General features: G+C 71.2%; 7 protein-coding genes. 1 reads left to right on the top strand and 6 read right to left on the bottom strand.

Annotation, left to right across the window (positions count from 1 at the left end):
• On the bottom strand, window positions 1-160 hold a 160-nt coding region (locus ACFXOM_RS15975; protein ID WP_385038255.1), incomplete at its 3' end, for a chaplin family protein.
• A gap of 163 nt (window positions 161-323) precedes the next feature.
• A complete protein-coding gene (locus ACFXOM_RS15970) occupies window positions 324-563 on the bottom strand; it encodes a chaplin (RefSeq protein ID WP_384929232.1) in 240 nt (79 codons plus the stop codon).
• Between the two features lie 994 nt (window positions 564-1,557).
• On the opposite strand from ACFXOM_RS15970, the gene ACFXOM_RS15965 reads away from it, so the two are divergent.
• Entirely contained in the window at window positions 1,558-2,769 is a 1,212-nt protein-coding gene (locus tag ACFXOM_RS15965; protein ID WP_384944075.1) for a GNAT family N-acetyltransferase, read from the top strand.
• A 90-nt stretch (window positions 2,770-2,859) separates the two neighbouring features.
• Here ACFXOM_RS15965 and ACFXOM_RS15960 read toward each other — a convergent pair whose 3' ends face one another.
• The 4 genes from ACFXOM_RS15960 to ACFXOM_RS15945 all read right to left on the bottom strand — a co-directional run bounded on the left by ACFXOM_RS15960 (window position 2,860) and on the right by ACFXOM_RS15945 (window position 6,658).
• Window positions 2,860-3,693, bottom strand: coding sequence for a chaplin family protein (locus ACFXOM_RS15960; protein ID WP_385038186.1), 834 nt, complete (start codon window positions 3,691-3,693; stop codon window positions 2,860-2,862).
• Between the two features lie 108 nt (window positions 3,694-3,801).
• The gene (locus tag ACFXOM_RS15955) at window positions 3,802-4,035 is read right to left on the bottom strand and encodes a chaplin (RefSeq protein WP_384929240.1); all 234 of its coding nucleotides are present in this window, start codon (window positions 4,033-4,035) and stop codon (window positions 3,802-3,804) included.
• A gap of 902 nt (window positions 4,036-4,937) precedes the next feature.
• On the bottom strand, window positions 4,938-6,092 hold the full coding sequence (locus ACFXOM_RS15950; RefSeq protein WP_384929243.1) for a methyltransferase: 1,155 nt from the start codon (window positions 6,090-6,092) through the stop codon (window positions 4,938-4,940).
• A gap of 23 nt (window positions 6,093-6,115) precedes the next feature.
• Window positions 6,116-6,658, bottom strand: a complete 543-nt coding sequence (locus tag ACFXOM_RS15945) for a DM13 domain-containing protein (protein WP_384929245.1) — start codon at window positions 6,656-6,658, stop codon at window positions 6,116-6,118.
• Window positions 6,659-6,715: the final 57 nt, after the last annotated feature.

The raw sequence follows: 6,715 nt of genomic DNA, 5'->3' as shown, positions 1-6,715 counted from the left end.
GCACGTGGACCGGAACCTGGGCCTCGTTGCCCGAGAGGACGCCCGGCGAACCCGCAGCGGTGCCCGTCGCACCGCTGTCGGCGACGGCGAGGCCGGCCGAGCCCGCAACGGCGGCGGCGACAACGGTGGACAGGGCAAAAGCCTTCGCGGTACGCGACATGGAGAAGCACTCCTTGTTCATGTGTTTCAGTGCCGAACGTGAATGCTCGGCCAAAAGGTCAACGGAAGTAGCGGCCGTGAGGTTGTGCGGCCAAAGGGGTGACGCAGCCCGGCACACGAGCGCGCCGTGCCCGGCAGCGCGGTGCTGCCGGGCGGGACGTTCGTCAGCCGTTGCCGCAGGCGTTCGCCATGGCCGGGTTCAGCAGGCCGATGACGGAAACCGTGTTGCCGCAGGCGTTGACCGGCACGTGGACCGGGGCCTGGACGACATTGCCGGACAGGACGCCGGGCGAGCCCTCCGCAGCGCCGGCCGCACCACTGTCGGCGGCAGCCATGCCGGCACCGCCCATGACCAGTGCGGCGCCGGTGCCTGCGAGGGCGAGCGACTTGGCGATTCGCTTCATCATTTCTTCCTTCCGGTTAACCGATGAGGCACACCATCAACGACGGCAACCGAACTCCGGATACGCGGGAACACCAAAAGGGTTAATTCGCGGCACGCCATCCTGCGCGGTTCTGCGCAACGTAGGGGTTAGAGTCACTCCGATCCCTCGAAACACGAAGAACACACGAAAACAGGTTTCGCAGGGATTACCGACCACGGCCGGTCCGACACCCGTCTGCCTGAACTCCCCCACGACAAGAACAACCGTTCGGGGTGGGGCCTCGGCCCCGCTCAGGTGACGCGCCTCGGGCGCGCCCGGGCCCCGGCGACAGCACGTCCCTTCCCCTGCGGCCGACGAGCCGCACCCGGCACCACCCCGCATCCGAGCCAGTCCACGAGCGGAGACCTGCCCGTGCCGCTGTCCTCCCCCACGAACGGCCGCCGCCCCGCCGCGCTCCACGTCGTCCGCCCGTGGCGCGCCGGGACCGACGCACGATGGGCCCTCATCCGCACCGGCGTGGACACCGAGCCGTGCCTGCCCGGCTCCGTGCTCGGCCCGGTCGACGACGGCCCAGACGACGAGCAACTGCCTGCGGACGCGCCAGGAGCAGCGTGGTTCGCCGGTGCCGCGGAGGACGCCGCGCCCTGGCGCAGGACGGCCGACCTCCTCATCCCGCCGCCCCGTCGGGAAGGCAGGACCTCGGGCCGGTCGGAGGCCACGCCATACGGTCGACCCGCCGCGGTGACGGCCGCGTACCGGGCGGGCGAGAGCCCGCCGCCCGGGCACGCGCCGTTCTGTCCGGCGCCCCTCCGGGGTCTCCGTGCCCTGGCCACAGCCGACGGGGACCTCCTGCTCGACGCGCCCCCGCGCGCCGCGCTCGGCCGCGAGGGTCACCAGCGCGCCCTTTCCGGCCACGACGTACGGCACGCCGAGCGCGCGGTCGCGGAGCTGTGCCGCGACCGCGACGGTGTCCGCGCCGAACGCCCCATCCGCACCACGGAGGTGAGTCCCCATGACCGAACCGGACGGCAGACCAGACGGCAGACCAGACGGTGCGACGGCAGGAAGGCGTCGCGCGCGGCGCCGGGATCCGGGCCTGCCGCAGGCCCGCCACCGCTACCAGGACCGAGGCGGATTCACCGTCGAGATCTGCAGGAACGAGCGGCAGTTCGCCCGTGTCGCCGACGCCTGGCAGCGGTTGCACCGCCACTGCCGCACCGCCACCGCCTTCCAGAGCCACGCCTGGTTGTACTCCTGGTGGCTGTCGTACGGCGTTCCGGGGCGGCTGCGGATCGTGCTCGTCCGACGGGGGCCGGTACTCGTGGCGGCGGCGCCGCTGATGCTGGTCCGCAAGCCGTTCCCGGCACTCGTGCCGCTCGGCGCCGACATCACCGACTACGGAGACGTCCTGCTCGACGACCACTGCGCGGAGGAGGCGGCTCGGGCGCTGGCCGGAGCGCTGGCGGAGACGGCCGGCCACGCGGTGATCGACCTGCGGGAGGTGCGAACGGGAGGGGCCGCGGAGCGGCTGTACGCACACTGGCACGGGCCGCGTCTGCGGCGGGCCGACTCAGCGTGTCTCGAACTGCCCGGCGTTCCGTTGGACGACCTGTTCGCCAGGCTGCCGGCTCCGCAGGCCCGGCAGGCGCGTGCCGGTCTCGGGGTTCTCAACGCGCTCGGCATCGACCAACGGCCGGTCCCTTGGGAGGACGTCCCCGTTGCGGTGCGGACGCTGGTCAGGCTGCACCGCAAGGGACGGAAGGCGGCACCCGAGCACGTGCAGCTGCGGTTCTCGATGCATCTGGCCCGTGCCGTGCGGGAGATGGCACGCAACGGGCAGGCCCGGATGACGGAGTTCGTGCTGGACGAAAGCGTCATCGCGGTCGTGCTGGTCTTGATCTCACCCGGGCTGACCTGCGGATACCTGTACGGCACGCACCCTGACCTGCGGGAGAGCGAAGCGGACGTGGCGATGATGATGCTGCACACCTGTGCCGGGCAGGGAACGGGCCGGACCGTACTGAGCCTGCCGCGCCAGGACGGGACGAACCCCTACCGCTGGCGCCCCGAGGTCCGCACCAACCACCGCTATCTGCTGGGGTGTCGGCGCAGCGTGGTGCTGTTGTGGCTACGGGCGCTGCGCGCCTCCGTGGACGGGCGACCCGCGGGGGGTGAACGGTCCGCACGACGTCCCCGCCACGGCGGCGGAGCGCGGATCCCCTGACGGGGGGCACGGCCCTCGGAGCACGGCGGCCGGCCGGGAGGATCGAGGGGGCGACCCTCCCGGCCGTGCCGCACGGGACGTGCAGGCGCGTCAGCGCCGGGCTGCCACCGCACCGCGGCGGTAGAGCACGCCACCGCCGGCCAGCAGGGCGGCGGCGACGCCCGCAGCCGCGAGGGTTCCGGCGCTGCCGGTGTGGGCCAGCTGCGGAGCACCGACGGCGGGCGTGGCGACCTCTTCGGAGGTTGACGAGCCGTCCACCGGGGTGGCCGGGACCTCAGGCTTCACGGGCACCTCGGGGGTGACCGGGATCTCCGTGGTCACGGGGACCTCGGGGGTGACCGGGACCTCGGGCGTCACCGGCACCTCGGGGATCTCGGGGATCTCGGGGATCTCGGGGATGACCGGAATCTCCGGCGTCACCGGAATCTCGGGGGTGACCGGAATCTCCGGCGTCACCGGCACCTCGGGAGTGGTGGGCTCCTCCGGAGTGGTGGCGGCCGGCAGCCCGCCACCACAGGCGTTGCCACTCGCCGGGTTGAGCGCGCCGACCACGTCGATCGTGTTGCCGCAGGCGTTGACCGGCACGTGGACCGGGGCCTGGACGACATTGCCCGACAGCACGCCCGGGGAGCCCTCCGCGGTGCCGCTGGCCATGGAACCGGACGCCGCCGTCGCACCGTCCGACTCGTTGCTGCAGGCGTTGCCGAACGCCGGGTTCAGCAGCCCGACGACGTTCACGGAGTTGCCGCATGCGTTGACGGGGGCGTCCACGGGCAGCTGGACGACGTTGCCCGACAGCACGCCCGGGGAGCCCGTGGCCTCGCCGTCCGCCTGGGATGCGGCGCTGGCGTACGCACCGCTCAGAGACAGAATGCTGGTGGCCGCCGCGGCCGTCAGGATTCCCTTGCTGATGACCTGTCGCATCTCGATGTACTTCCCGACTCTCGATTCGAGAGCCAGCCCCGGGGTGCACGCGGTGGGCACCCCACGACCGGCATAGAACGACCCTTCAGGCCTGCGTGACGACTACCGTCAGCCGTTCACGCAGGTGTTGCCGAACGCCGGGTTCAGCAGGGCGATGGCATTGATGCCGTTACCGCAGAGATTCACCGGCACGTGCAGCGGAACCTGGACGACGTTGCCGGAGAGGACGCCCGGTGAGCCGCCGGCCGAGCCTTCGGCACCGGAGTCCGCGAGGGCGGGCGACGCCATGCCCGTAGCCAGTACCGCTCCGACGAACAGGGTGGCGGTCTTCCCGTACTTCATTGTGGATTCCTCCTCTTGCGGTCAGGTAGTCGCCGCGGCAATGCCACTTACGCACTACCAACGAGCAGCGAGGGACGAGGAAACCCTTTGGTAATCAATTCCGCACGTTTCACTCGGAAGCGGGGTGCACCGCTCCGCCAATTCGCACGGGAGCTGTCGTGTCGTCAGGAGTGCGACCACCCGTGCTGCGACCGAGCTCAACCCTTGCCCCCGTCGACGTCATCGCCGACGCGCGGGGCTTGCGGCTCCCTCACCACCACAGCTCTTTCGATCACCACCACCTGTCTTCCCGCCGAACCCGCCGGCTTGTCCGCGCGTCGGTTCAACTCGGAACGAGGGGTTTGGTTCCGGGGCGTCACCCAAATGGCCCTGTGCGGGATATCAGGAATCCTGTATGACCAACTGTGAATATGCGTATCAGGTGCGTCGGGAAAGGCGGATGAGCATCACCAGCGAGGCCAGCAGGAGCGCGTGACAAGAGCCGTCCACTCCCGGTCGGGAACACCGGGGACCGCTCTGCCCTGCCGCGACCACTGGGCCGCGAGTGACGCGTAGATGGGCTCTGCCGGCCGATCCGCCGGATCCCTGCGGCTCGCGGGAATCAGCGTGTGCCGTTCCCAACGGCCCTTGAACTCCGTCATGCCCCCAATATCCCGTATGGGCAGAGGTCTTGGTGCGAAAGCGGCGAACGCTCCGGCGGGCGCCCGGCGCGCTCGACCGTTCGAGTGGGGTACCGACGGTTCCTCCGCGGCGCGGGCCCCGGCGGAGCCCCACGAGCTGCGCCGACCGTTACGGCACGCGCAGGACAACGGCCGGCGCAGGACAACGGCCGGCGTACGACAGCACGCCGGGCGCACGGCAGAGGGTTCACACGGCCCGGCAACTCCCCCGGACCCGCCGGCTCACGCCGGCTTGACCGCCCTCAGGACGACGAACTTCGGGTTGCTCGCCACGGTCTCGCAGGTGCCGAAGAGACGACGGAGACGCACGTGGTAGCCGAGGTGGCGGTTACCGACCACCCACAGCTCACCGCCGGGGCGCAACGCGGCGCGCGCGCCGGTGAACATGCGCCACGCCGTGCGGTCGGTCAGCGCGCGGTGGGTGTGGAACGGCGGGTTGTTCAACACCAGGTCCGCCGACTCCCGTTCCACCCCGGAGAGTGCGTCGCCCGCGAGGAACGCCGCCTCGACGTCCCGCCCGACGTTCGCTCGGAACGTCGCCTCCGCCGACGCGACGGCCTGGAACGACTCGTCCGTGAAGACGACTTCGGCCTGGGGGTGCGCGACCGCCACGGCCGTGCCGACCACGCCGTTCCCACAGCCCAGGTCCACGACGCGGGCCCGACCCCGGGGGCGCGGCAGGTGCTGCAGGAAGAAGCGGGTGCCGATGTCGAGGCGCTCCGCGCAGAAGATTCCCGCGTGGTTCACCACGGGTCGGCCCGACATGGCCCCGATGCCGGTGGGCAGGGTGTAGGTACGCGGCCACGGCTCGGTCACCGGGGCCCCGGTCCGCGCCGGGTCCGGGGTGCAGAAGATCAGCCGCGCCTTCTTCACCGCCAGGGAGGTCCTGGTCGGGCCGACGATCCGCTCGAAGAGCTTCAGCGTCGACGTGTGGATCTCGGTCACCATGCCCGTACCGACGACGAGGGTGTCCGCGTGAAGGCCCGGAGCGAGCCGCTGCAGCTGGTCCTCCAGGAGAGCGAGGCTCTTGGGGATCCGGACGAGCAGGACGTCGATGCGGTCCGGCGGTGCGTCCTGCGTCGTCAGCAGTGCGACCCCGGCCGCCTCGGCTGCCGTGCGGTTTCGCGCGAGGTTCGCCCGGGTCGCCGACTGGGCCAGGTACGAGTCGCTGATCTGCACGGGACGGTGTGCGGCCAGTGCGGTGGCGAGGGCGCCCCAGCGGTCCCCGAGGAGGACGAGGGTGCCGGACGGCTCCCGGTCCTCCAGGTGGCGCAGCAGGTACTCGTCGGAAGCGTCCCAGGCACGGAGCTGGTCACGGGAGTCCTCGGGGAAGCGGGTGAGCCCGAGGTCACCCCGTGACGTGGAGAAGGTCTTCATCGTCCTCCCAGGCTACGCGGCTGCTAGCCGGCTTTCCCGGAGAGCTCCGCGGCCCCGAAGGAGACGTCGAAGCGGTCGCACCAGATGGAGATGCTCCGGTAGCGGTCGAGGTCCAGGCCGGCGGGCAGCGGATAGTTCTGGTCGCCCTTGTTGCCCTTGAGCTCGCCGAGGCTGACGTACGCGCCGTCGTCGAAGACGTGCCAGCCGTCCTTGCCCGCCTTCACCGGCTGGTCGGTGAGCCAGACGCGCAGGGCCGGTCCGTTGCTGGTGTCCAGGTCCTCCAGCCGCAGGGTCCTGCTGCCGTCGGGCAGCTCGACGATCTTCACGGTTCCGGACGTGTGGTGCTCGTGGCTGATGAACGTGCCGGTGGCGAGGGTCTTCGGCGTACCGGTCCCGGCCGTGGCACCGGGCGACGGCGGCGTCGCCGTCACCGGAAGCTCCTCGCGCACGGTCTGGTCCGCCCACAGCTTCCACGGCTGGAACCAGTACAGACCTGCCGCGACCAGCACGGCGACCACGGCGAGGCCGACGACGACCCCCGGCTTCCTCAAGACTGCTGTCTTCATGATCCCCATTGAAGCGGCCCGGGACCGCCGGCGGACCGCTCCGCGTGGTGACGGAAG

The sequence above is a fragment of the Streptomyces sp. NPDC059169 genome, from assembly GCF_042755225.1.
Taxonomy (GTDB): domain Bacteria; phylum Actinomycetota; class Actinomycetes; order Streptomycetales; family Streptomycetaceae; genus Streptomyces.
Note: the sequence above shows the minus strand (reverse complement) of the source record. Positions and strands in the feature narration are given on the sequence as shown.